Here is a 2,197-nt window from a genome sequence, read left to right on the forward strand (position 1 = left end):
CGATCGCCCAGTTCGGCTCCACCCGGTCGAGGAAACCCCGGGGGGGGCGGGGGGGCGGGCCCGCGGGGGGGGCCGGGGGCGGCGGGGCCCCGGGCCCCTCGGCGCGCTTCTGCGCTACCTGCCGGTAATACCACGACAGGGGGACGGCCACATGGCGAGACCGTGTTCGCCGCGGGCGAAACTTCGTTCCGCAGAGCGGAAGACCCCTGGCCCGGGCCGCCCGGCGGCCCGCCTCCCCGCACCGGGACAACCGCTGTGAGCTGCGGCGATACCCACCCGTACGGGGCATCCGGCCCCTGCGCGGGCGCCGGATGCCGTGCGCCGCGGCGGCCCCGGACACCAGCGGCCTCGAACAAGTGCAAAGATGTATTTCCGGCACGACTGGGCGCCTCACAAAGGCTTCCCGCACCACCGGACCGCGACCGGCCCGGCGAACCGCACACCTTGCTTGGAGGACGTGACGTGGCGAACGACGCCAGCACCGTTTTCGATGTCGTCATTCTCGGAGGCGGAAGCGGCGGCTACGCCGCGGCGCTCCGCGCCGCCCAGCTGGGCCTGAGCGTCGCCCTGGTCGAGAAGGGCGAGCTCGGCGGCACCTGCCTGCACCGCGGCTGCATCCCCACCAAGGCTCTGCTGCACGCGGCCGAGGTCGCCGACGAGACCCGCGAGGCCGCCGAGTTCGGCGTGCTCGCGACCTACCAGGGCATCGACATCAAGGGTGTCCACCGGTACAAGGACGACGTCGTCAGCGGCCTGTACAAGGGCCTGCAGGGCCTCGTCGCCTCCCGGAAGGTCACCTTCGTCCAGGGCGAGGGCCGGCTCTCCTCGCCGACCTCGGTGGACGTCAACGGCCAGCGCATCGAGGGCCGCCACATCGTCCTCGCCACCGGCTCCGTGCCGAAGTCGCTGCCCGGCCTGACCATCGACGGCGACCGGGTCATCTCCTCGGACCACGCGCTCAAGCTCGACTACATCCCGAAGTCGGCCGTGATCCTCGGCGGCGGCGTGATCGGCGTCGAGTTCGCGTCGGTCTGGAAGTCCTTCGGCGTGGACGTGACCATCGTCGAGGCGCTGCCGCACCTCGTCCCGCTCGAGGACGAGAACTCCTCGAAGCTGCTGGAGCGCGCGTTCCGCAAGCGCGGCATCAAGTTCGAGCTGAAGGCCCGCTTCTCCGGCGTCGAGTACACCGAGAACGGTGTGCGCGTCTCCACCGAGAACGGCAAGGTCATCGACGCGGACGTGCTGCTCGTCGCGATCGGCCGCGGCCCGGTCTCGGCCGGCCTCGGCTACGAGGAGCAGGGCATCGCGATGGACCGCGGCTACGTCCTGGTCGACGAGTACCTGCGCACCAACGTGCCGACCGTCTCCGCCGTCGGCGACCTCGTGCCGACCCTCCAGCTCGCCCACGTCGGCTTCGCCGAGGGCATGCTCGTCGCCGAGCGCCTGGCGGGCCTGAAGACCGTGCCGATCGACTACGACGGCATCCCGCGCGTGACGTACTCCAACCCCGAGGTCGCCTCGGTGGGCCTGTCCGAGGCCAAGGCCGTCGAGCAGTACGGCAAGGACAAGATCGTCACGCTGAAGTACAACCTGGCCGGCAACGGCAAGAGCAAGATCCTGAAGACCGCCGGCGAGATCAAGCTCGTCCAGGTCAAGGACGGCGCCGTGGTGGGTGTCCACATGGTCGGCGCCCGGATGGGCGAGCAGGTCGGCGAGGCCCAGCTGATCTACAACTGGGAGGCCCTGCCCTCCGAGGTCGCGCAGCTCATCCACGCGCACCCGAGCCAGTCCGAGGCCCTCGGCGAGGCGCACCTCGCGCTGGCCGGCAAGCCGCTGCACGCGCACGACTGATCACCGGCTCCGCGCGACACCCCCTTAGTTGTCCATTCCTGTACGCAAGACTTGATAGGAGTCGCTGAAACCATGGCGGTCTCAGTAACACTGCCCGCACTGGGCGAGAGCGTGACCGAGGGCACCGTCACCCGCTGGCTGAAGGCCGAGGGTGAGCGGGTGGAGGTCGACGAGCCGCTGCTCGAGGTCTCCACCGACAAGGTCGACACCGAGATCCCGGCGCCCGCGTCCGGCATCCTCGCCTCGATCAAGGTCTCCGAGGACGAGACGGTCGAGGTCGGTGCCGAGCTGGCCGTCATCGACGACGGCTCCGGCGCCCCGGCCGCCGCTCCGGCCCCGGCCGCGG

General features: G+C 70.8%; 2 protein-coding genes. Both read left to right on the plus strand.

Annotation, left to right across the window (positions count from 1 at the left end):
* Positions 1-462 precede the first annotated feature (462 nt).
* A complete protein-coding gene (gene lpdA / locus ACFV0G_RS26605) occupies positions 463-1,851 on the plus strand; it encodes a dihydrolipoyl dehydrogenase (protein WP_380552966.1) in 1,389 nt (462 codons plus the stop codon).
* Between the two features lie 72 nt (positions 1,852-1,923).
* A partial coding sequence (locus ACFV0G_RS26610) for a biotin/lipoyl-containing protein (protein ID WP_380552969.1) occupies positions 1,924-2,197 on the plus strand: 274 nt, incomplete at its 3' end.

The organism is Kitasatospora sp. NPDC059571 (genome assembly GCF_042735675.1).
Classification (GTDB): Bacteria; Actinomycetota; Actinomycetes; order Streptomycetales; family Streptomycetaceae; genus Kitasatospora.